Below are 21,388 nucleotides of genomic sequence, written 5' to 3' on the forward strand. Positions count from 1 at the left end.
CAACATGCGCGACAAAAACCGCTACGGCGCCGTTAGAGGGCATGAATGGATCTCGCGGTTGCCAGGCGACGCGTAATCAGCTGCTAAGGCCGTCACGGATGGCGCTGAAATAGCGGTCGGGTCCAACCTGCCCGCCCTTGAGTGCCACCTCCAGCCCATCGATCGCCTTGACGCGCGAGTGAGCGACGCAAAGCGGCGAGCCCGGCGACGCCGGCAACGGCATCCGCACGGTCAGCGCATCGACACCCATCTGGCCGAGCGCGTGGCTCGACGTATCGCCGCCGGCAACGACCACGCGCTGCAACTTCTGCTCGATGGTCAGCGCGCGAAGCAGTTCGCCGAGGCCCCGCCCGAGCTTGTGGCGGGCGCCTTCCTGGCGGTCGATGTCGCCCCCCCTATCGGCCGCGGGTCCAAGGGCCGTGTAGAGAACGACGCTGCGTCCGCCTTCCAGGCTGGCGCGACCGGCTGCTGCTGCGCGTGCGATCGCATCTCCGGAAGCTTCGGAGACCAGTTCGACGGGATCGACCTCGATGCCGTCGAAGCCGTCAGTCAAAGCGTGACGGATCTGTCGTTCGGTCGTCGACGAACAACTGCCCGAGACGACCGCGATCCGGTCGGCGGCACCCGGCGGCGAAAATTCTGGTTCAGCTCTGACTGTCCCGTTCGACACCCATTCGGCCAGCAGCGCATATTCGATCCCCGACGAGCCGACGACGAACGAACCGCCCGGCTTGCGGGCGCGCCATATCTCCTTGCCGGCAAGCGCCTGCGTCTCGAGGCTGTCGACATCGACAAGTACGATGTCGGTGCCCTTTGCGAGCAAGCGGTCGAAGGCTTCCGAGCGCGACGCCGACTGCAACGTCGCGAGATCGACCAGCCCCGACGTGAGCTCCGTCTGCCGCGACAGATGGATCAGCAGGTCGGATTCATCCATCGGCGTCGTCGGGTGGCGGCTCATCACCGGATGGCGGTCGATGCGGAAATACTTTTCACGATAGGCCGCGAATAGATGACCGAAGGCAGTGTAACGCTTGAGTTGCGGCGCCCCGACCAGCAGCGGCACGCTGTCCTGCGCGAAGACCGAGCGGCCGATCTCGATGGCGCGACCGATGCTGCCGATGGTCGGGCTGGAATCGAAGGTCGAGCAGACCTTGTAGTGACAGATCGCGGCATTCAGCGTCTTCAGCCAGGCGAAGGCATCGCTCAGATGCGTGTCCATCCATTGCGGGGTTTCGCTGCGGCTGGTGCCGGCCAGGCCAACGGCTCGGCAATGTGCGAACTGCGCAAGCATGGCCGCGTCCGGCTGGCGCATGAACAGCACGGTCGGCACGCCGCCGAGTTCGAGCGCTTCCATGACGTCGGTCGAACCGGTGAGGTCATCGCCATAATAGCTGAGAAGCAGATCTTGCATCGCTTCAGGCCGCTTTGCCGTCGCCGAACTTTTCGATCGACCGCGCCAGTTCGGGATGGCTCAAGGCGAAATCCGCCAGCGGAATGCCGTCGACCGCCGCCTGCCAGGCTTGCTGCACGGCACGCACCCCGGCGCCCGGTCCATCCGGATGGCTGACGATGCCGCCGCCGCACAGATAGAGCAGATCGACGGTCCGGCCGGTCCGTTCATAGGTCTCGGGCGCTTGCCCGCCCCATTGGCCGGAGCCCGCCACAGGCAAGGCGCAATCCTCAGGGGCAAAAATCGGCGTCGTCACCGCCTTGAAGGACTCGACGAAAGACGCGTCCGGCTCCCAGTATTTCGATTGGATGCCGTTGATCTGGAACTGGTCGACGCCGAGCAGCCGCCAGAACTGTTGCCAGACCTTGAAGTTCATACCGAGGCCGGGATGGCGGGTAAGGATGTCCCAGCCGTTGCGATGAGCGTGAAGCACCAGGCTGGAGCGTTTTCTCAAGAAGGCCAGGCCACCGAAACCGACGGAGTTGATGTTGACCACCGCGCAATTTCCGCCGGCCTTGGCCACCAGATCGTGATTGCGCATCATCTCGTCCGGGTCGGCATGCGAGATGCCGAAGGCATACATCACCTTCTTGCCGGTCCTCTGCTCGTGGTCGAGGATCAGCGGCATGATTGCCTTTACCCGCTCCGCCAGCGGCGAATAGGCTGGGCTCATCAGCTTCTCATCGTCCTTGATGAAATCGACACCGGCGGCGATCAGCTCGCCCACCATCGCGGCGGTCTCGGGGGGCCGCAGCCCCAGCGCCGGCTTGACGATGGTGCCGATGATCGGCCGATCCGTGACACCTGTCAGCCTGCGGCTGCCGGCGACGCCGAATTGCGGACCTGGATGGGCGCCGCGGAATTGCTCCGGCAGCTTCATGTCGACAACGCGAATGCCGGTTAGGCCCTTGATCGAATAGGCGCCGCCGATGGCAATGGTCATCAGAGCCGACAGGTCGTGGCCGATGGCATCGAATGGAAAGGCGATGTCGACATCCGCGCGCTTGAACGGCCCGTTACCGGCCTCGGGAATGGAGGGGCGAAGTGCGTCCGGCAGGTGCCGAATGGCCAGGACACGCGCGGCCACCCGGGCTTTCAGTTCCTCGGTCTCGCCGGGCAGCGCGACGAAGGTTCCAGTCGACTGGTCGCTGGCGATCTTGGCTGCCAGCGTCTCGATGCTGCCTGATGTCTCGATGCGGTAGGTGAGCGTGATCATGGTTCGTTGTCTGAGGCCGCAGGGGGTTCGAAAAGAGTTCCTTGATCGTCGGAATCTGGTATAATGAGTACATAAGCTTTGCAAGCAATATCCTGTCTGGCGGCTATGGGCGATCGGGGCGACAGCCATTCCGGGAACAGCTGCGGCAGTGCTAGATAGACACAGGTCAAGGGAGTGATTCGCGACGATGAACCGTTCGGAGCCGATCGTCCGGCGCAAACTTTCCGACGAAGTGTTTTTGCGGCTGAAGCGCCTGATCACCAGCGGAGAATTGACGCCGGGCGACGACATGCCGTCGGAGCGCGAGTTGATGGAGCGCTTCGAGGTCGGCCGTCCCGCGATCCGCGAGGCGATGCAGGCGCTGAGCAATATGGGCCTCGTCGCGATCTCGCATGGGGAACGCGCCAAGGTGCTGCAGCTGACCGCCAAGTCGATCATCAAGCAGGTCGACGGCGCAGCCAAGATCATCCTGTCGTCGTCGAAGGACACGCTGGAGCACCTGAAAACGGCGCGCATCTTCTTCGAGCGCGGCATGGTCAGGGAAGCCGCCGAAAATGCCACTGCCGAGGACGTTGAGCAGCTGCGGGCCACAATTGCCGAACAGCGTGGCTTTCGCGGCGATTCCGAGGCTTTCATTTCAGCCGACATGAAGTTTCACACCCAGATCGCGGCCATTTCAGGCAACCCGATCTATATCGCCGTCAGCGAGGCGATGCTCAGTTGGCTGAAGGAATATCACACCGAAATGCTGATCTGGACCGGCAAGGAACAGTTCACGCTGACCGAGCATGAAGAGATCATCGGCCGCATCGAGAAGAAGGATGCCGACGGCGCCGAGAAGGCGATGATCAAGCACCTCGAGCGCTCGCGCGCGCTTTATGTGATGAACTCCGGCAACTGATTTCAGCTGATCCGCGTGATCGCGTAAGGGGTCATCACCAGTTGGCCTCGGCCAAACGCTGAGATGTCGACCGTCACGTCGTCCGCCGTCAGGTTCGCCAGCCACGCCACGGTCTTGCCCGAAGCGGAGCGGCCGGCCAGCGCCAGCACCTTGGTCTCGTCGCTCGTTTTCGTCGCCACATACGTAAGGCCGGCCAGTTCGCAAAGCCCCTTGATGGCATCGAAGATCGGCCGAGGCGATCCTTCCGCGACGGGTTCGCCGGATGCTGCGAGCACGCCGAGAGGCCCGGCGAAGCCGGACAGCGTGAGCAGTTCCAGCCCGGCCGGCGCGACACGCGCGGCATAGCCGATCGCCCATGCGGCTGCGAACAGGCCGGCATGGCGAGGGTCGCGATCGGCCATGGCGATGCGCTGGCCCCCGGGATTGCCCTTGGTCGCGCCGCCATAGGGGTTCTGGCGCATGGCGATCGTCGATGGACCGATGCGGTAAGGCTTTTCCCCGAAGATCGCCCGCGCCGACGCGGTGATGAAGGGCAGCGCCTCCAGCGACTGCATGACGCTGAGATCGTCGGCGGCGTGCACGATCGGGCACGTGCAGTGGGTGACGAAATCGAGTTGGCCCGCCGGCACGCGCTTGCGGTTGAGCTCGGTGAAATAGCTGAACATGCCGCCGCCGAGCCGGATATCGGGAAAGGCGCGACGGGCCGCGGCATAGACGTCTTCGAGCGGCGGACAGTCCGGCCACGCTCTGCCCGGCGGTGTCGACTGCCGGTCAACCGAAGGCGAGACGGCAATGGCCGAAAGCTTCAACCCGGCTTGACGCACCATGTCGGCAACGCCTGACAGCTCGGCATCGAGGTCGCCCGCGCAGGCAACGACGCATTCCAGCGTCGTCTGCACCGGATAGGCGGCGGTGAGCCTTGCATAAGACTGCAATGCTTCGACGCCGTGACCGCGCGTCGGATCGTAGTGGAAGACAAGTTGCTGCGGGCCGAGCTCGGTCAATGTCGAAAGATTTGCGAGCGCTGCTTCGACCTCATCCGGGTAGATGATCACGCCGAGATCCGGCAGCCTCTGCCCGGTCTCGCCGAGTGCGACGCTGACCGGTTCGGCGGCAGATGCTGCGGCCGGCATTCCCCCCTCGCCGGTGATGCGCAGGCTGACCGTCTGGCTTACAGTTTGGCCGGCCGGCAGCACATAGGGCCAAGGCAACGCCAGTGGCCGCACATAGGTCTTGTAGGACGCGTCCGACCAGTTACGCTGGTCCTCCATCTCGAAAGTGTCGCCCTCCATCCGGCATTCGGCAGTGATGCCCGGCCGAACCTCATGGGTGATCGCGCGCAAATCCTTGAAAGGCTGCCAGGGATCGATCAACAGCGGCAGGTTCGTCGCCACCACGCTGCCGTCGGTATGCTCGACCGTGACCGGGCTGCCGGCGAGGCCGGCGATCGGATGCAGGATGCAGAAGCCGCAGCGGTTGGTCTCGAAATCGCTTTCGGGCAGAGCAGCTACGTCGAAGACAAGACGACCGTCGGCTGAGCCTTTGATCATGGCGTGGAAGCCGAGCCGGCTATCGCCCGGCCCGGTGCACTTTGCCGTGTAGCTGACCGAGAAAGTGTCGGCTCCCTCTTTGATGACAAGGTCGGTCAGCTCAGGCTCGTAAGTGCCCCAGTCGCGGTCGCGCACGATGTAGGCGATGGCGCGCAGCACTTCGATGCCGCCGTAACGGATGGTGCGCAGATTGCCGTTGACAAAGTCGGCGCTGAGCAAGCCCGCACTCAGCCTAACCGGCTCGGCCTCGACCACGCGTGTGCCGTATATGAGGAAGGCGTCGGCTGTCATGTCAGCAAGCCATCCAGGTGGACAGGTTCGTGGCTCGCGGCGCCCAGATAGGCCGCCTCGACCAGCGCGAATGTCTTGAGATTGTCGGCGCCCGAGGTCGCCGGCTCGGTTCCCTTTGCCAGGCAGTCGACCCAGTGTTGCTGGATGGCGACGACGCTCTCCTGGATGTTGTGCCATGGGCGCGATGCCCAGGCGAGTACGGGCGGCGAAACGTCGGTGATCTTCGTGCCGCTCCTGCCGGTGACGGTGAGCCGATATCCCTGCGCCAAGCGGATCGTGCCGTCGCTGCCGTCGATCTCGATCAGCGTTTCGGGAAACGGTTCGGTGGCGAGCTTCGTCGCGTAGCTACAGTCGACCACTGACGTCGCCCCGCTCTTGTGGTCCATCAGCATCGTCGCGACATCTTCGCCCGCGATGCAAGGGTTGATGCGCGCGGTTCGCGTCGTGATCGTCGACACGTCGCCCAGTAGAAAACGGGCGATGTCGAGACTGTGGATACCGAGGTCCTCGATGATGAAGCGCTTTCCCTTGGCGAGATAGGGCTGGCCGGAAAACACGTCATAGGCAGAGCGGAAGGAGATGCGCCCGAAGAACGGCGTGCCGATCTCGCCGCTGTCGAGCACGGCACGCACCGCCTGGATCGCCGACTGCCAGCGAAAATTCTCATGCACCATCAGCGGTACGCCGGCTTCCACGCAGGCCCTCACCATCGCCTTGGCGTCGGCAAGCGTCGGCGCGAACGGCTTTTGGCAAATCACCGGCACACGGTGCAGCGCCGCCATCTCGACCAGCGGACGATGGCTGGGAACGGTAGTGGCGATATCGACGAAGTCGAGGCATTCGCTTGCAAACATCTCCGCCGCGTCGGTGTAGCGCTTCGCAATGCCGAACTGGTCGCCGATGATGCGCAGCCGCTCCGGGTCGCGGTCGCAAATGGCGACCATCGCGGCGCCTTCAATGTCGCGCCAGGCATGCATCTGGTTGATGGCAAAGAAGCCGCAGCCGATGAGCCCTCCCCGCAACTCCGCCATGCTCAGCCTGCCTTTGCCATCTGCATCAGCGTCACCCGGCTCTGCAGCCGGCGCTGCGCCTGGTCGACGACGACGGCGACGATGATGACAAGGCCCTTGATCACCATCTGCCAGAAGGAACTCACGCCCATCATCACCAACCCGTCCGAAAGAATGCCGATGACGAAGGCGCCGACAATGGTGCCGCCGATCGTGCCGCGCCCACCCGACATCGAGGTGCCGCCGAGCACCGCCGCCGCAATGGCGTTGAGCTCGAAACTTTCGCCTGTTGCCGGGTGCGAGGCCATCAGTTCGGACGAGATGATCAGGCCGACGATCGCCGCGCAGAAGCCGGAGAACATGTAGACGAACATTTTCACCATGTTGACACGAACGCCCGAAATTCGCGACGCCCGTTCATTGCCGCCGACGGCGAAGATGTGGCGGCCGAGCGGGGTGTATTTGGCGAGGTAGGCCGCCGCCAGCGCAACGACGATCAGTATCCAGATCGCCACCGGCAGGCCGAGCAGCCGCCCGGCGCCGAGGAAACCAAACCCGGTGGTGCCAAGCTCTGGCTTGCCGACGAGGTTGGGGAAGGTGCGGCCGTCCGACGACAGCAACGCCAGGCCGCGCGCGACATAGAGCACGCCGAGCGTGGCGATGAACGGCGCGACGTTCAGCCTGGTGATCAGCAGTCCGTTGACGGCGCCGATCAATATGCCGACCGCCAGCGTGATCAGCGCGATCTCGACGACGTTGAAATAGACGGTGTAGCCGAATTGCAGGTCGATGCCGTTGAGCACGAGGTAGCCGGCGACCATGCCGCACAGGCCGACGATCGAGCCGACTGAGAGATCGATGCCGCCGGTGATGATGACGAAGGTCATGCCCATGGCGAGGAAGGCGTTCAGCGCCACATGTTTCGACATCAGGATCAGATTGGCGGTCGACAGGAAATTCGGCGCCGCGATCGAGAAGAAGATCAAGACGGCGATCAGCGCGATGAACGTCCTCGCCTTCATCAGCGTCAGCAGCAGCGAGCCGCTCGAAACGGAGGAGACAGCCGCCTTGGCTGGGATGTCAGTCATGGGTTCTCCGTGTGCGGGGCCGGTCCGTGGCCAAGTGCCGAGGCGGCGACAAGGGCTGCCTCCGTCGCCTCGGCGCGATCGAACATGCCGGTCAGTTTTCCGTTGCTCATCACCGCGATGCGATCGGACAGCGCCATCACCTCATCGAGATCCGAGGTGGCGAACAGAATGCCCAGCCCGTCGCGCGACAGCTTGCGCATGGTGCCGAAGACGTCGGCCTTGGCGCCGACATCGATGCCACGGCTCGGCTCGTCCATCAGCAGCACCTTCGGCCCGGTGAGCAGCGCCTTGCCGATCACCACCTTTTGCTGGTTGCCGCCCGACAGCGACGAGACCTCCTGCGCCGGGTCGGCGACCTTGATCGCCAGTTCCCGCACCATCTGCGTCACCGCCTGCTTCTCTTGGCCGCCACGAATGTGGAACATGCGCACGAACCGCGACAGGCTGGCCAGCGTCAGATTGCTGGCGACGGACAGGATCGACACCAGCCCTTCGCGTTGGCGGTCTTCGGGGATCAGCGCCAGCCCGCGCCGGATGCGCCGCGTCGTGTCGCGCTCCTTGACCTTTTTGCCGGCGATGAAGATCGCGCCGGTCGCCTGGCCATGGCGGCCCATGATGCAGTCGAACAGCTCGCTTCGCCCGGCGCCCATCAGGCCGTATATGCCGAGTATCTCGCCGGCGCGCAGCGACAGCGAGACGTGATCGACCGCCAGCCCGCCGGTAGCCCGCGGCAGGCAGATGTCCTCGGCGCGGAATATCTCTTCGCCGGGAACATGGCCGTCGGCTTTGGCAAAATCCTTGGCGTCGGAGCCGATCATCTGCCGCACGATCCACCGCGTGTCGACGTTTTTCATCTCCTCCTGGCCGGTGATGTGCCCATCGCGCAGCACGGTGATGTAGTCGCCGATGCGGATCAGTTCTTCCAGCCGGTGCGAGATGTAGACGATCGCCACGCCGCGCGCCTTGAGGTCGGCGATCACCTTGAACAGGATCTCGACTTCCGCCGCACTGAGCGCCGAGGTCGGCTCGTCCATGATCAGGATGCGTGCATCGAGCGAAACCGCCTTGGCGATCTCGACCAGCTGCTGCTGGCCGATGCGCAGATCCTCGACCAGCATGTCCGGTCGGATCCCGGCCTGCAGGCGTTCGAGAAATTGGGCCGCACGGCGCTCCTGCTCCTTGCGGTCGATCTTGCGAAACCGGTTGGTGATCTCGCGCGTGGCGAAGATGTTCTCGGCGACGGTCATATTGCCAAACAGGTTCAGCTCTTGGAACACCATGCCGATGCCGCGGTTCACCGCGTCGCCCGATGACGAGAAGGAGACCTCCTCCCCTTCCAGGAGGATCCGGCCGAGCGTCGGCTGTTCGACGCCGGCGATGATCTTCATCAGCGTCGATTTGCCGGCGCCGTTTTCGCCGACCAGCACATTGACGGCGCCCTTGCGCACCTCGAAATTCGCGCGCTTGACCGCGACGGTGCCGGAATAGACCTTGGAGACGTCCTCCAGCTTCAAGACGACATCGTGAGCAACCGCAGCGCTCATGGCTTCGGCCCGATTTCTGCCTCCGCCGGCGTCACCAGCGGCAGGTCCTGGCCGCTCTCGAGCGTATAGGCGCCGAGAACCTTGGCGGTCCGGCCTTCCAGCGCGTCACGCGGCAGTTTGGCAAACAGGGCCTTGACGGCATAGGCGTTGAACGCCTTGCCGAACTGGGCGAAGTCGATCTGGTTGGTAAAATCGTTGAACTGGATGAAATCGAGGCTGTCGCGCAGCGCGGTTCCGCGCATCGCCGGTCCGATCTGTACCCGCGCATCGGCCTTGCCGTCGCCGTCGACATCGATATCCATGGTCGCGGCCCGCGACTGCGTGTTGGCTGCGATGATCTTGCCCTCGACGCGAACCGCGAAGGTCCAGGGCGAATTCGCCTGCTTGTTCGGATTGCCATATTTGGCGCCGGCGGAAGCAGGATCGGTTTTTGCCAGAGCGTGGACCTCGGCAAAAGGCCCGGCCTTCTGCTGGAGGTAAGGCACGACCTTCGCGGCCCAGATCTCCTCGACCATCTTGTCCGGATTGAAGGCGGCAGCGCTGCCGCTATCCCCCGAGGGAGTCGGCAAAATCTTGCAGGCGGTCAGGCTGATGCCGACTGCAACGACAAGCATCGGCCAGATCGGCTTGTTGTTCAGCATGATGGCCTGTTGAGCATGGTGATTGGCACCCACGGAAAATGGCGGCGAGGGACGACCTTGATCGCCCCTCGCTATTCATGTCACGCCGGCTCAGTTGGTAAGCGCAAACGTTTCCAGCTTGGAAGCATTGTCGCCATTGACCAACACGCAGTCCATCAGCTGCTTTTCCTTCTCGGGCGACTTCTTGTTCTTGATGAAGTCGTTGGCCTGCTCGACCGCCATCTGCGCCTGCGCATAGGCCGGCTGCAGCACGGTTGCCTTGATGCCGCCCGCGGTGATCGAATCGCGCACGTCGTTGGATCCGTCGAAACCGACGACGATGACTTCCTTGCGGTTCGCCGCAACCAGCGCCGCATACGCGCCCATGGCCATCGTGTCGTTGCCGGAGATGACGCCCTTGATATCCGGGTTGGCCTGCAGGATCGATTCCATCTTGGAATAGGCTTCCGTCTGGCTCCAGTTGGCCGATTGCTGGGCGACCATCTTCAGGTCCGGATAATCGTCGATGACGTCATGATAGCCCTTCGAGCGAATGCCGGCATTGGTATCGGATTCCTTGCCGACCAGCTCGACGAAATTGCCCTTCTCGCCCATCAGCTTGACGAACTCCTGCGCGCCGAGCTGGGCGCCCTGGTAGTTGTTGGAGACGATCTGAGCCACGGCGACGCCGGTGGCGTTGATCTCGCGATCGATCAGGAACGACGGCACGCCTGCGTCCTTGGCCTTCTGCACGGCAGCGACAGTGGCGTCGGCGCCGGCATTGTCGAGGATGATCGCCTTGGCGCCGCGACCGATCGCGGTGTCGATCAATTCGGACTGCTTGTTGGCATCGTCGTCATGGACGAGCACAAGCGCTTCGTAGCCGAGTTCCTTGGCCTTGGCTTCGGCGCCGACGGCTTCCGCCTTGAAGAACGGATTGTCGTGCGAGGGCGTGATGATGGCAATGAGGTCGGCCGCATAGGCGGGTACCGCCGTGCCAAGCGCCAGCATGCCGGCGAACGCCGCAAGTGTCATTCTGCGTGTGAGTTTCATGATGTCCTCCCGTTTGAAAAATTGCCTTGATAAATCAAGGCCTCTGCATTCGAATTCATCGCGCAACGCGGGCCGCCGATCGGTTCAGGCTGAATGCCGGTGCCGGCTTCCCAAACGATCGCTGCTCCCCCGCCGTCCCTCCACTCGCCCAGGCTTCGTACTTCCCGCGAACCCTTGCCCAAGCCATTAACAGCTAAGCCAACTGGTATGATGAGTCAATCACTAATTGAGGTGACATGTTCCCACTGAGCAAAACATCTGTTCGTCATGGCGGGTGTGTCGAGCCATCGAGGCGCTCCGGCAAGCGCCCGACTCGGCCTGTCTCAGGTAATGCGCCGAATGCTCGCGGCGATCTCTTCCGGCTCGAACACTCGCTTCCAGTCGTCGCGCATCAGCACCGGCTTGCCGAATTCGATCGCCTTGTTGCAGGCATCCGAGAATACGCCCTTGGTCTCGCCGAAAATCACGGCGCCGAGCACGTTCATGTGGCCGAGCAGGAAGTCGAGCGCCGCCTGTTGGTCGACGCCTCGCGCGACGACCTCGTCGACGGCTTCCTTCATGACGACAAGCAGTGACGCGCACACCGTCTCCGATAGACCGGGCTCCAGCAGCGCCATCTGTTCGACGGTGACACGGTGCGAGCGCATGACCGGCGCCCAGATGATTTTTGCGACCGCCTCGCCCTTGGCGTAGTCCGCTTCCGGCCCCTGCATCAGCGCGCTGACCATATGCTGCTTGGCCTTGACGCCGCCAAAATAATCCTTCTTGGCCGCCATGTCGGTCTCGTCGTTGAAGATCGGCGGATGACAGGGATGGGTGACGAAATAGGTCAGGTCCGGCCGGTTGGGCAGATGGCCGGCGAAGGGTGCGGCCGCGTCGAGCACTATCACCATCGTGCCAGGCGCGAGCTTGCTCTCGATATCAGCCGCCACCTTGCCGATATGCGTGTCGGGAACGGCCAGGATGACGACATCCGCCCCGTCGAGCGCCGCATCGGCACTGACCGCGTCGAAGCCCAGTCCGGTCTTCAGCCGCTCGCGGCCGGCCTCGCTGACCTCGACATGGCGTACCGTGTAGGGCGATCCGCGAAAATTGGTCGACAGGCGGTAACCCATTTTGCCGCCGGCACCGAACAGCGCAATCGTCGTCATCTATCCCTACTCCCGCATTAAACGACGGCCGCGCCGATCGTCATGTTATTAACTGGTATAATCACCTTACCACGAATTGAGGAGTTGAACAGGGCTTTGATGAGCGGCTATACGGGCGCCCGTTTGGATTCCGTCCGCACGATTTCCGCAGTGGCGGTCGAGAATTCAACCAAGCCAGAGCGCCGTTGCCTTTCCAGACGTTCGATGCCCGCGTTAGAAGCCTCCAGGTCCATTTTTGCGGGGCTCGGTCGCGAGGTGACGGTGGGGGGCCACCAGCAAGGCGAAGCGCGTCCGCGCGGTCCGGTCGCGTTTTCGGGCCGTGAGTTCTCGCGGCGATTTGGCGAAGGGCTATAGAGAGCGCTTCGCCGGGGTTCCGGCGAGCCAAATCACTTCTAGTCGATCATGCCGACAATTATTTACCGGTAGCTTCCCGGGTCCTTGGCTTTCTCCGCCCTACAGCTGTCCGTGCGTTGCGCCGCCGTGCGGAAAGCGCCTTCATAAAACCTGATGGCTCTCTTGAATTTGGGGGGATTGGGCATCAGGTGTTTATCTTGCACATCGTACAAGATGTATATCGCCGTTATTTTGGATTTTCCGTCTGGAGTCAGCTGCAGCGCCGGGCATCGCGTCGTAACGGCGATGACGTTGGCTGACCATGTTACGACCAATTTCAACTGGGCGTCGGACAGCCCGGCCAGATAGTTGATGTTTTTTTGATAGGCAGGGTCGATGTGTTGTCGATTATCTTTTGCAGACGCAGCGGAAGACAGGACACCTACCACGCCGAGTATAATCAATATGCATTTCAAAAGCTGCCTCCCCCAATGTTATGGCCATCTCGACCACGGCATTGTCCGTCCCCACAAAGCAGGTTGAAACAAGTCAATTCGAAAAGCAATTGGGGTTCGCGACCTTATACGGATCACCGCACCTTCAGAACCCGGTTGCTCGCGGACGCCCTTCTTCAACCAATTGAAACCGGTAGCGGTCGCGCACGAACTCGTTGAAAAATTGCCCTTTCGAGAAGGCGGCCCGGAACGCCGCATAGGTCTCGGGCTCGACCTCTTCATAGTCGTAGCGGGCTCCGCTCGGGACGAACCAGACCGAGAGGATTTTCGTCGACGGGTCGTAGTGGGTATTGCGGATGGCAGTGGACGGCATGTCGAAAATCCCATCGTCCCCAAATCTTCTCCAAATCCTGCTTCGAACATGCGTAATGCCGCAACGATGCGGAGGTTCCGACAGGGAGGCGCACCACAACGCCGAAAATCTTGCCCGGGTGGCGAGGCTTCCTATCTCTCCGTCAGATGGCACAGACGAAATCCAGTACAACAGCGTATGCCAGCCAGGGCGATCTCTTCGGCGCGGCCGACACGCTGCCGGAAGGATTTTCTTACCGGCCTAGCCTGATCACAACGGACGAAGAGGCGGAACTGGTCCGTCACCTCAATGAACTGTCCTTCAAGCCGTTCGATTTCCACGGCCACCTTGCCAACCGGCAGGTCGCCGGCTTCGGCTGGCGCTACGACTACGACCGGCGCCAGGTCGTCGAAGCGCCGCCCATCCCGAAATTCCTGCTGCCGCTTCGCGACAAGGTCGCGGATTTTGCCGGCAGGCAGGCCACGGAATTCGCGCAAGTGCTCATCAACGAGTATCGGCCGGGCGCGGGCATAGGTTGGCATCGCGACAAGCCGCATTTCGATCTCGTCGCCGGCGTCTCGCTGCTGGCGCCCTGCAGCTTTCGGCTGCGCCGAAAAAACGGCTCGAAATGGGATCGCAAGACGATCGAGGTTCAGCCGAGATCTGTCTATCTCATTGACGGCCCGGCGCGCCACGAGTGGGAGCACAGCATTCCGCCGGTCGCCGGGCACCGCTATTCGATCACGCTGCGCACTCTGAAATAGGCCACACTCCAAGCCACGCAGCAGCCGCTCTGGAAGACCGAGCGCAGTTGTGCTTCGATCGCACATGAGCGTGGATCGCAGCAGAGTTTTGGTTACCCGCGTGGCGCTCTTTCTGGCGGCATGCCTGTCCTGCGTTCTGGCTCTGCAGTGGCTCGTCGACCTTGGCATGGTCGGCTTTCCCGACGGATACATAACGCCCTATGCCCAAGCAACGAGCACGCTGTTGCATGTCCTTGTCTGGGCATGCCTGGCTCAAAGTCTCTACTTCGCTTGCCGAGCCTTGTTTGGCAAACGCTTCGAGCCTGCTCCTCTCTTCCTGCAAATCCTGATCGCCGCCGCACTGACTGTCGTGCCGGTATTCATCGTAAAACACTGTCCGCGGTCCCAGGTATGCAGCAACATCTATGAAGCGCTCACGAATACGATGATGGACGACGGCACCGGCGGATGACGTTGTGTCTCCAGTAACTGACGAGAGATAGAAGTTTGGCGTCGCGCCCGCGCGGTGGCGGTAAAACCTGGAGGAACCATGCGAAAGATCCTGGCATCGATGCTGCTGTTCGCGGCGGCGCTATCTGCAAACCCCGCTCGGGCGCTGGACAGTACCAGCCCGCCGGTTGTCGTCACGCCGCTTGCCGATCGCAGCCAGACGGCGTCCGGCCAGCCGATCGTGCTGCCGCAGAAAAATGTCCAAGTGCTGGTTTCAACCTATGACATTGCGGTCGGCGCCACTCTGCCGGTGCACAAGCACCCGTTTGCCCGCTACGCCTATGTCGAGGCCGGGACACTCAAAGTGACGAATGTCGAGACCGGCAACAGCAACACCTACAAGACGGGCGATTTCATCATCGAGATGATCGGCCAATGGCACCAGGCCACCAACATCGGCGACGCCCCGGTCAAGCTGCTGGTCATCGACCAGGCCGAACGAGGCGCCAAGAACACGGTGCTGCAGAAACAATAGATCTCTCGCTACGGACCTAGGCAGGGTTGCCGGGCTGGCCCAAGCAGCGACTGGCTGTTCCGGCTTCCCCGGGAACCGAGCCGATGCTAGGGCTGGCCATCTGCAATCATGAAGGATCGCCCCTTGGCCGGAAATGCTCGCCCCCTGATCGAAATCTGCGTCGAAGGCATCGATGGACTGCTGGCTGCGCAGGCCGCCGGCGCCGACCGGGTCGAGCTCTGCGCCAGCCTGGTCGAAGGCGGCATCACGCCCAGCCTCGGCACGGTGCGCGCCGCACTCGAGAGCGCGACAATTCCCTTCCATGTCATCGTGCGGCCGCGCGGCGGCGATTTCCTCTACAGCGAGGCCGAATACAGCTCGATGCTCGCCGATGTCGCAGCGCTTCGTGACCTCGGCGTCGCCGGCGTCGTCGTCGGTTGCCTCAATGCCGACGGCACCATCGACGAAACCCGCATGGGCGCGCTGGTCGATGCCGCCGGTCCGCTCGCCGTCACCTGCCACCGCGCCTTCGACATGACGCGCGACCCGGCCGAGGCGCTGGAAGCGCTGATCCGCTGCAAGGTCGGCCGCGTGCTGACCAGCGGCCAGAGGGACACCGCGGTGGAAGGCGCCGGCCTGTTGGCGGATCTCGTCCGCCAGGCCGACGGCCGCATCATCATCCTCGGCTGTGGCGCGCTGGACCCCGAAAACATCGCCGGGGTGCTGGCATCAACCGGGCTGACGGAAATGCACTTCGCCGCGCTCAAGGATGTACCGAGCGCCATGGCCTACCGCAACCCGCAAGTCGGCATGGGCGGCGGCGATCTCGACCGCGAATACCGCACCACAGTCACCGATGGGGCGCTGGTTGCCGCGACGATTGCGGCGGCCAGAGCATGATGAGCGAAGCCGTGACTGGGCCGTCGCCGATCAGCCGTGTCTCGCCTCAGGACGAAGCGGCCATCCTCGCACTCAACAATGAGCACGCCGCCGAACTGTCATGGCTCGAGCTGGAACGGCTGTCCTTCCTGCTTGGCGAAGCGTTTTACGTCAGGCGCATCGGCACGCTCGAAGCCTTCATCATGACCTTCGACCAGAATGCGGCCTACGACAGCCCGAATTTCCTCTGGTTCCGCGAGCGCTATCCACGCTTCGTCTATGTCGACCGCGTCGTCGTCGCGGCGCAAGCGCGCGGCCGCGGCCATGCCCGCCGGCTCTACGAGGATCTGTTCGGGGAAGTCGCCCGCGCGGGCCACAGCATCGTCACCTGCGAGGTCAATGTCGAACCGCCCAATCCGGCTTCGGACGCCTTCCATGCCGCGCTTGGCTTCGCCGAGGTCGGCGACGCGGTGATCCATGGCGGCAAGAAGACCGTGCGCTACTACCTCAGGCAGATTGCGGGCTGACGCATCGCTGGCTGATGATCGGCAAGCAGATCGCCACGGCAGCATAAGATTAGGAGTCCGTAGCCCTCACCAATTCCGGTTCAGCCAGGCCCGCGCGGGCTTCTCGACCAGATAGTAGCTGCATAATGCACAGGCGAAGACAGCCGCCAGCATCGGGATCGGCGCACTGCCCTGCTCGGCGACGAATTTGTAGAAGGGCTGTTGCCAGAGATAGAGCGAGTACGACCATAGCCCGATCATCACCATCGGCCTGGATGAAAGCAGGCCGGTAAGATGCCAGTTGCTGGTGTCCAGCGTATTGACGGCAAGCGCCAGCAACGGCACCGCCAGTAGGTAATGGATCGGCGTCGGCACCGGATCGAGGAACAGCAATATAGCCGCCGCCGACACGAGGCTGACATAGGGGCTCGTCAGGAATGCCGGCAGCCGGTCATCGTGCTTGAGCAGGCAGATCGATGCCGACAGCAGGATCGAGGCGATATGCACATCGGTGCGCCAATAGCTGTGCTCGTAATCCATGCCGAGTGCCCAGTACGAAATGGCGCCATTGGCCATCGCCAGCAGCGACAGCGTCACCAGCAGCCGAACGACATTACCCCGCCCGGTCACCACCACGCTGATCAGCGCCAGGATGATGTAGGCATGCTCTTCCACGCATAGCGACCAGATGTGGTCGAGCGCGCCGGCGCGGGTGATGAGAATTCCGGCATAGTTGTAGGTGAATGTCAGCGCCGTCAGCGCCGCCTTCCATTTGAAGCCGATAAAGGTGCCGGAGAGCCCGATCATGGCTGATGTCACGAACACCAAAAGCGCGGGATAGATGCGCGAAAAGCGGCGCTTGAAGAATTTTTTCAGCGGAAAGCGTTCGATGAACAGTATCTCGCCCATCAGCCGGCCTGAGAGCACGAAGAAGAACTCGACGCCGAGCACGCCGAGATTGATCCCGGGAACGGGGAAGAAATGGCCGATCAGCACCAGTGCGATCGAAAGCCCGCGCCAACCATCGAGATAGGCCAGTCTTGCTCTGGCTGCTTTGTCGGCTGTGGCCCGCGGCAGGGCAACAGACGCTGCGGAGATGTCGGCCATGCCGATCCTCTACGACGCAAGATCTTGGCGCAGCTCACACCGCCGCGCGCAGAATCCACCCCGTGTTCCGCCAAGCTATACATATTGCAGTGCAATATCAGATTGTGCAAGTGCGAGAATGGGGCTGGGCAGTCCCTTGGGAAGTATGCGCCTGTTCTTCCACGGGAATTACCTGAAACAACGGATTTGCGCGTGGCAGCGAACCCGCAAGGACTGGGCAGTTACAGCCCGCCACAGACGAACAAAGGGGCCGCGATGGCCCCTTTCCTTGTCAGTAGCTTTATGATGTCAGGCGTTGGCTGCCGCCACCGCGCGCTTGGCCATCACGGCGATCAAATTGGCACGGTATTCGGCCGAAGCGTGGAGGTCGGTCATCAAATTCTTCGCCGGCACTTTCACGCCGTCGAGCGCCGATGCGGCAAAATTCTTCGCCAGTGCTGCTTCGATCTCCTTCGAGCGGAACACACCGTCATCGCCGGCGCCGGTAACGGCAACGCTGACCCCGTCCTTGCCCTTTGCCACGAACACGCCGACGATCGCATAGCGCGAGGCCGGGTTGCGGAATTTTTCGTAAGCAGCCTTGGCCGGCGCGGTAAAACTCACCGCGGTGATGATCTCGCCTTCTTTCAGCGCCGTTTCGAACAGGCCGGTGAAGAATTTCGCGGCTGAAATCTCGCGCTTGTTGGTGACGATGGTGGCGCCCAGCGCCAAGAGCGCCGCCGGATAATCGGCGGCTGGGTCGTTGTTGGCGACCGAGCCGCCGATCGTGCCCTTGTGGCGCACCGCCGGATCGCCAATCAGCGACGCAAGGTGGGCAAGCGCCGGACAGGCTTTCCGCAGCTTCTCGTCATTGGCGACGTCGTAATGGGTTGTGGCGGCGCCGATGGTGACGGTCTTGCCCGACACCTTGACGCCTTGCAGCTCCTTGATCCGCGACAGGTCGATCAGGTCGGACGGTGCGGCGAGCCGCGTCTTCATCGCCGGGATCAGCGTCATGCCGCCTGACAAAAGCCTGGCGTCGCCGCTCTTCACCAGCTTGGCGGCGTCGGCGACCGAGGCGGCGCGGTGGTAGTTGACTGCGTACATGGGATCCTCCCCTGAAGTGGTTAGGCAGTAGTGAGTAGTGAGTAGGGAATAGGGACGCTGTCATCTCCGGTAATGCCCATTCCCTACTCACTACTCCCTACTCACTCATTTCTTCGCCCTAATCGCCGCCCACACCGTCGACGGCGAGGCCGGCATGGCGATGTCCACAATCCCCAAAGCGTCGGTGATGGCGTTGATGACCGCCGGCGGCGAGCCGATGGCGCCGGCCTCGCCACAGCCCTTGATGCCGAGCGGATTGCTCGGACACGGCGTGTTCGAGGTCGACACCTTGAATGACGGCAGGTCGTCCGCGCGCGGCATGGTGTAGTCCATGTAGCTCGCCGTCAGCAGCTGCCCGCTATCGTCATAGTGCGCGCCTTCCAGCAGCGCCTGGCCGATGCCCTGGGCGATGCCGCCATGCACCTGACCCTCGACGATCATCGGGTTGATGATGTTGCCGAAATCGTCCGCCGCGACGAACTGGACGATCTCGGTCGTGCCGGTTTCCGGATCGATCTCGACCTCGCAGATGTAGCAGCCCGCCGGGAAAGTGAAGTTCGCCGGATCGTAGAAGGCTGTTTCCTTCAGTCCCGGCTCCATGCCTGCCGGCAGATTGTGAGCGGTGTAGGCGGCAAGCGCCACCTGGAACCAGGGCAGGCTCTTGTCGGTGCCGGCAACCTTGACCTCGCCATTCTCGATGACGATGTCGCCCTCGTCGGCCTCGAGCAGATGGGCGGCGATTTTCTTGGCCTTGGCCTCGACCTTGTCGAGCGCCTTGGCAATTGCCGACATGCCGACCGCGCCCGAGCGCGAGCCGTAGGTGCCCATGCCCATCTGCACCTTGTCGGTGTCGCCATGGACGATCGACACCGAGTCGAGCGGCACGCCGAAGCGCTGGGTGACCAGTTGCGCGAAGGTCGTCTCATGGCCCTGGCCGTGGCTGTGCGAGCCGGTCAGCACCTCGATCGTGCCGACGGCATTGACCCGCACCTCGGCCGATTCCCACAGACCGACGCCGGCGCCGAGCGAACCGACCGCCGCCGACGGCGCGATGCCGCAGGCCTCGATATAGCAGCTCATGCCGATGCCGCGCAGCCTGCCCTGGCTGGCGGCCGCCGCTTTGCGCTTGGCAAAGCCGGCATAGTCGGACGCCTGTGTCGCCGCATCGAGTGAAGCTCCATAGTCGCCGGCGTCATAGTTCATGATGACCGGCGTCTGATGCGGAAACTCGGTGATGAAATTGGCGCGCCGAAGCTCCGCCGGAGACACGCCGAGTTCGCGTGCGGCGGTCTCCATTGTGCGTTCGAGCAAATAGGTCGCTTCCGGCCGCCCTGCCCCACGATAGGCATCGACGGGTGCCGTGTTGGTGTAGACGGTGCGCACATTGGCGTGGATCGTCGGGATGTTGTACTGGCCCGACAGCAGCGTCGCGTAGAGATAGGTCGGCACGCAAGACGAGAACAGCGACATGTAGGCGCCGAGATTGGCGATGGTGTCGACTTTGAAGCCGGTGATCTTGTTGTTCTTGTCGAACGCCATTTCGACCGTCGAGACATGGTCGCGGCCATGTGCGTCGGTGAGGAAGCTTTCGGTGCGGTCGGCGACCCATTTGACCGGGACGCCGGTTTTCTTGGACGCCCACAGGCAGACGATCTCTTCGGGATAGATGTAGATCTTCGAGCCGAAGCCGCCGCCGACATCGGGCGCAATGACGCGCAGCTTGTTTTCCGGCGCGACATTGTAGAAGGCGCTCATCACTAGCCGCGCGACATGCGGGTTCTGCGACGTCGTCCAGCAGGTAAAATGGTCCTCGGCCTTGTCGTAATGGCCAAGCGCAGCGCGCGGCTCCATGGCGTTGGGAACCAGCCGGTTGTTGACGATCTTCATGCGGGTGACATGGGCCGCCGCCTGGATCGCCGCGTCGGTCGCCTTGGCATCGCCGATCTCCCAGTCGAAGATAAGATTGTCCTCGGCTTCGGCATGGACCTGCGGCGCACCTTTTTGCAGCGCCTTAGTGGCATCGACCACCGCCTTCAATTCCTTGTAGGTGATCTCGACCGCTTCGGCCGCGTCGCGGGCCTGGCCCTTGGTTTCCGCCACCACGATGACGACCGCGTCGCCGACATAGCGCACCTTGTCGACGGCCAGCGGCGACCACGCGCCCATCTTCATCGGCGAGCCGTCCTTGGAATGGATCATCCAGCCGCAGATCAGGTTGCCGATGCCGTCGGCCTTGAGCTCCTTGCCGGTCAAGACGCCGATGACGCCGGGCATCGCCTGCGCTCGTCTGACGTCGATCTTCTTGATCTGAGCATGCGCGTGCGGGCTGCGCACGAAAGCGGCATGCTTCATGCCGGGAACCACCATGTCGTCGACATAGCGGCCGGCGCCGGTGATGAACCGTTTGTCTTCCTTGCGCACGACCCGAGCGCCGATGCCTTCAATGCCCATAGGAATTCCTCCGGAATAGCGAATAGTGAGTAGCGAATAGTGAACAGTGAGTAGGGAATTGTGCTCGGAGCGGTTCGGCTAAACCGACTACTCGCTATTCACTATTCACTACTCGCTTCTTTCTTACGCTGCCTGTTTCGCCCTGCCCTTCGGCACCTTCGCCATCGTCTGCGATGCGGCGAGGATCGCCTTGACGATGTTGTGGTAGCCGGTGCAGCGGCAGATGTTGCCTTCGAGCTCGGCGCGCACCGTCGCCTCGTCAAGGCCTTCGGGATGGCGCGCGATCATGTCGGTCGCCGTCATGATCATGCCCGGCGTGCAGAAGCCGCATTGCAGCCCATGATGTTCCTTGAACGCGGCCTGCATCGGATGCAGGTCGCCGCCATTGGCAAGCCCTTCGATCGTCACCACGGTCGACCCGGAGGCCTGCACGGCCAGCATCGAACAGGACTTCACCGCCTTGCCGTCGACATGCACGACGCAGGCGCCGCATTGAGAGGTGTCACAACCGACATGCGTTCCGGTGAGACCAAGATTTTCGCGCAGGAAATGAACCAGAAGCGTTCGGTCCTCGGCAGCGCCGCTGATCCGTTTTCCGTTCACGACAAACGAAACGTCCGACATGCATCCTCCCTGGG

Annotated in this window: 21 protein-coding genes; 6 read left to right on the top strand and 15 right to left on the bottom strand. The window is 62.7% G+C overall.

The genetic code is table 11. The features are described from left to right. Positions 1 to 76: 76 nt before the first annotated feature. Complete coding sequence (locus NKJ18_RS05895) at positions 77 to 1,411, bottom strand: four-carbon acid sugar kinase family protein (protein ID WP_352757953.1); 1,335 nt, start codon at positions 1,409 to 1,411, stop codon at positions 77 to 79. Between the two features lie 4 nt (positions 1,412 to 1,415). After that, entirely contained in the window at positions 1,416 to 2,666 is a 1,251-nt protein-coding gene (oiaX, locus tag NKJ18_RS05900; protein ID WP_023697638.1) for a 3-oxo-isoapionate-4-phosphate decarboxylase OiaX, read from the bottom strand. Positions 2,667 to 2,853: 187 nt separating this feature from the next. Here oiaX and NKJ18_RS05905 point away from each other — a divergent pair, with 187 nt between their 5' ends. After that, positions 2,854 to 3,567, top strand: coding sequence for a transcriptional regulator NanR (locus NKJ18_RS05905; protein ID WP_023710718.1), 714 nt, complete (start codon positions 2,854 to 2,856; stop codon positions 3,565 to 3,567). A 2-nt stretch (positions 3,568 to 3,569) separates the two neighbouring features. On the opposite strand, the gene apnL is transcribed toward NKJ18_RS05905, so the two are convergent. From apnL to NKJ18_RS05950, 9 genes are all read right to left on the bottom strand, one after another. Then, a complete protein-coding gene (apnL, locus tag NKJ18_RS05910; protein ID WP_352757954.1) occupies positions 3,570 to 5,408 on the bottom strand; it encodes a D-apionate lactonase in 1,839 nt (612 codons plus the stop codon). Continuing rightward, positions 5,405 to 6,439, bottom strand: coding sequence for a Gfo/Idh/MocA family protein (locus NKJ18_RS05915; RefSeq protein WP_352757955.1), 1,035 nt, complete (start codon positions 6,437 to 6,439; stop codon positions 5,405 to 5,407). Before NKJ18_RS05915 ends, apnL begins: the two co-directional genes overlap by 4 nt. 2 nt (positions 6,440 to 6,441) lie before the next feature. Then, the gene (locus NKJ18_RS05920; RefSeq protein WP_023688190.1) at positions 6,442 to 7,506 is read right to left on the bottom strand and encodes an ABC transporter permease; all 1,065 of its coding nucleotides are present in this window, start codon (positions 7,504 to 7,506) and stop codon (positions 6,442 to 6,444) included. Next, positions 7,503 to 9,050, bottom strand: a complete 1,548-nt coding sequence (locus NKJ18_RS05925) for a sugar ABC transporter ATP-binding protein (protein ID WP_352757956.1) — start codon at positions 9,048 to 9,050, stop codon at positions 7,503 to 7,505. The genes NKJ18_RS05920 and NKJ18_RS05925 overlap by 4 nt, the downstream gene beginning before the upstream one ends. Then, positions 9,047 to 9,691 (bottom strand): DUF2291 family protein, encoded by a 645-nt coding sequence (locus NKJ18_RS05930; RefSeq protein ID WP_352757957.1) that lies wholly within the window; start codon positions 9,689 to 9,691, stop codon positions 9,047 to 9,049. The genes NKJ18_RS05925 and NKJ18_RS05930 overlap by 4 nt, the downstream gene beginning before the upstream one ends. A 90-nt stretch (positions 9,692 to 9,781) precedes the next feature. Beyond that, complete coding sequence (locus NKJ18_RS05935) at positions 9,782 to 10,723, bottom strand: D-ribose ABC transporter substrate-binding protein (protein WP_023825737.1); 942 nt, start codon at positions 10,721 to 10,723, stop codon at positions 9,782 to 9,784. A gap of 323 nt (positions 10,724 to 11,046) precedes the next feature. Continuing rightward, complete coding sequence (locus NKJ18_RS05940; RefSeq protein WP_023825738.1) at positions 11,047 to 11,874, bottom strand: phosphogluconate dehydrogenase C-terminal domain-containing protein; 828 nt, start codon at positions 11,872 to 11,874, stop codon at positions 11,047 to 11,049. 416 nt (positions 11,875 to 12,290) lie between these two features. Further along, positions 12,291 to 12,671, bottom strand: coding sequence for a hypothetical protein (locus tag NKJ18_RS05945; protein ID WP_023805419.1), 381 nt, complete (start codon positions 12,669 to 12,671; stop codon positions 12,291 to 12,293). A 136-nt stretch (positions 12,672 to 12,807) separates the two neighbouring features. After that, positions 12,808 to 13,035, bottom strand: a complete 228-nt coding sequence (locus NKJ18_RS05950; RefSeq protein WP_023805420.1) for a KTSC domain-containing protein — start codon at positions 13,033 to 13,035, stop codon at positions 12,808 to 12,810. A gap of 146 nt (positions 13,036 to 13,181) precedes the next feature. Here NKJ18_RS05950 and NKJ18_RS05955 point away from each other — a divergent pair, with 146 nt between their 5' ends. The 5 genes from NKJ18_RS05955 to NKJ18_RS05975 all read left to right on the top strand — a co-directional run bounded on the left by NKJ18_RS05955 (position 13,182) and on the right by NKJ18_RS05975 (position 16,127). After that, positions 13,182 to 13,778: an alpha-ketoglutarate-dependent dioxygenase AlkB gene (locus NKJ18_RS05955; RefSeq protein ID WP_023672616.1), complete on the top strand. Its 597-nt coding sequence runs from the start codon at positions 13,182 to 13,184 to the stop codon at positions 13,776 to 13,778. A 64-nt stretch (positions 13,779 to 13,842) separates the two neighbouring features. Next, on the top strand, positions 13,843 to 14,229 hold the full coding sequence (locus NKJ18_RS05960) for a hypothetical protein (RefSeq protein WP_023672617.1): 387 nt from the start codon (positions 13,843 to 13,845) through the stop codon (positions 14,227 to 14,229). Between the two features lie 78 nt (positions 14,230 to 14,307). Next, complete coding sequence (locus NKJ18_RS05965) at positions 14,308 to 14,742, top strand: cupin domain-containing protein (RefSeq protein ID WP_023672618.1); 435 nt, start codon at positions 14,308 to 14,310, stop codon at positions 14,740 to 14,742. A 108-nt stretch (positions 14,743 to 14,850) separates the two neighbouring features. Next, complete coding sequence (locus tag NKJ18_RS05970) at positions 14,851 to 15,621, top strand: copper homeostasis protein CutC (RefSeq protein ID WP_023672619.1); 771 nt, start codon at positions 14,851 to 14,853, stop codon at positions 15,619 to 15,621. After that, positions 15,621 to 16,127 (top strand): GNAT family N-acetyltransferase, encoded by a 507-nt coding sequence (locus NKJ18_RS05975; protein WP_023672620.1) that lies wholly within the window; start codon positions 15,621 to 15,623, stop codon positions 16,125 to 16,127. The genes NKJ18_RS05970 and NKJ18_RS05975 overlap by 1 nt, the downstream gene beginning before the upstream one ends. A gap of 66 nt (positions 16,128 to 16,193) precedes the next feature. Here NKJ18_RS05975 and NKJ18_RS05980 read toward each other — a convergent pair whose 3' ends face one another. The 4 genes from NKJ18_RS05980 to NKJ18_RS05995 form a co-directional block, all read right to left on the bottom strand. Then, the gene (locus NKJ18_RS05980; RefSeq protein ID WP_023672621.1) at positions 16,194 to 17,213 is read right to left on the bottom strand and encodes an acyltransferase family protein; all 1,020 of its coding nucleotides are present in this window, start codon (positions 17,211 to 17,213) and stop codon (positions 16,194 to 16,196) included. Positions 17,214 to 17,501: 288 nt separating this feature from the next. Then, positions 17,502 to 18,299, bottom strand: a complete 798-nt coding sequence (locus tag NKJ18_RS05985; protein WP_023672622.1) for an FAD binding domain-containing protein — start codon at positions 18,297 to 18,299, stop codon at positions 17,502 to 17,504. A 105-nt stretch (positions 18,300 to 18,404) separates the two neighbouring features. Beyond that, positions 18,405 to 20,750 (bottom strand): xanthine dehydrogenase family protein molybdopterin-binding subunit, encoded by a 2,346-nt coding sequence (locus NKJ18_RS05990; protein ID WP_023756366.1) that lies wholly within the window; start codon positions 20,748 to 20,750, stop codon positions 18,405 to 18,407. 123 nt (positions 20,751 to 20,873) lie between these two features. Then, positions 20,874 to 21,374 carry a (2Fe-2S)-binding protein gene (locus tag NKJ18_RS05995; protein ID WP_023681712.1) on the bottom strand — a complete coding sequence of 167 codons (501 nt, stop codon included), beginning with the start codon at positions 21,372 to 21,374 and terminating at the stop codon, positions 20,874 to 20,876. Positions 21,375 to 21,388: the final 14 nt, after the last annotated feature.

It is taken from the genome of Mesorhizobium sp. M0217, from assembly GCF_040321955.1.
Classification (GTDB): Bacteria; Pseudomonadota; Alphaproteobacteria; order Rhizobiales; family Rhizobiaceae; genus Mesorhizobium.